This window comes from Micromonospora sp. NPDC002389 (assembly GCF_040296095.1).
In the GTDB taxonomy this organism is placed as follows: Bacteria; Actinomycetota; Actinomycetes; order Mycobacteriales; family Micromonosporaceae; genus Micromonospora.
Genome location: NZ_JBEOWP010000048.1, coordinates 1 through 1062 on the forward strand (window position 1 = coordinate 1; position 1062 = coordinate 1062).

Annotated in this window: 2 protein-coding genes; both read right to left on the reverse strand. The window is 65.6% G+C overall.

What is annotated here, in order from left to right; genetic code table 11:
* Positions 1-182: 182 nt before the first annotated feature.
* Positions 183-695, reverse strand: a complete 513-nt coding sequence (locus tag ABT008_RS30415; protein WP_350700747.1) for a sigma-70 family RNA polymerase sigma factor — start codon at positions 693-695, stop codon at positions 183-185.
* A 91-nt stretch (positions 696-786) separates the two neighbouring features.
* Complete coding sequence (locus ABT008_RS30420) at positions 787-957, reverse strand: helix-turn-helix domain-containing protein (protein WP_350700749.1); 171 nt, start codon at positions 955-957, stop codon at positions 787-789.
* Between the last annotated feature and the right edge of the window lie 105 nt (positions 958-1062).

Consider the following 1062-nt stretch of genomic DNA (forward strand, 5'->3'; position numbering starts at 1 on the left):
GCACTCGATCCATACCCGTCCACCGACCGAGCCCGGCTCATCGATCGGACCCGCTGTGCGACACGCCCGACCAGCGCACATCCCAAACGCACTCTCAGGTCGCCGGGCGATGGTTCCTGACGAGTCGGCACTCGCGCAATCGAATAGCGGGTTCTCGGTGACCCCGGATGAGCCACGGCCGTTCAGGCGTTCATCAGTGAATCACGCAGATGTCGTACGGCGTAATGGGCGCGTGACTTGACCGTACCGGCGGGAATGCCGAGCGCGGCGGCGGCCTCGTCGATGGAATGTCCATGCACGTACAGTTCCAACAGGACGGACCGGTGGGTCGCGCCGAGTTCACCGACGGCGCGCCGCAGCGTGAGCGACGCGATCGCCGTCTCCGCCGCCGCGTTGACCGGGTGCGCGAGGTCCGCCTCGGCGAGGCCGACCTCGACGGGCCTTCTCTGCCGTCTACGGTACGCGTCGATCGCGAGACGCCGGGCGACGGTGAACAGCCAGCGCCGTTGCGGCTCGGGGTCCGGGGGCATCCGGTCCAGGCAGCGCCAAGCCCGGAGCATCGTCTCCTGTAGCAGGTCCTCGGCGGTGCAGGGGCTCCCCGGTGGTGTCAGCCTCCGCAGGTAGTGCAGCAGCGCGCCACCGTTGTCGCGGTGTAGTTCCCGCATGAGATCCTCGGCGGCGGTGACTGTCGACATCGAATTCCCCGTCCAGTTCCAGCATGTTCGGGGAAAGCGTACGAGGTGGCCTCTTAATTTCTACTTTATTGCCACTCAATTGACCATTCCACTATTTCGGAAACTGCGCTGAAAGCGCGTCACGCAGTCCCGCACGCGCCGACACACCGAGCTTCGGGAAGATGCGATAGAGATGGGCGCCGACGGTGCGGTGGGAGATATAGAGGCGCTCGGCGATCTGCTTGTTGGTGAGGCCGCTGGCGGCCAGTCCGGCGATCTCCAGCTCCTGACTGGCAGGGTCATTGCGTAGTTGAGTAGCTGCTGGTCACGGTGGTGATGAGGTCATGGGGGCGGCGGTTGGCGCGGCGGGTTGCTCTGGCGATGTTGG

Excerpts from the sequence above, each read along its gene's own strand:
- ABT008_RS30415 (WP_350700747.1), bottom strand. The coding sequence starts at position 695 with ATGTCGACAGTCACCGCCGCCGAGGATCTCATGCGGGAACTACACCGC.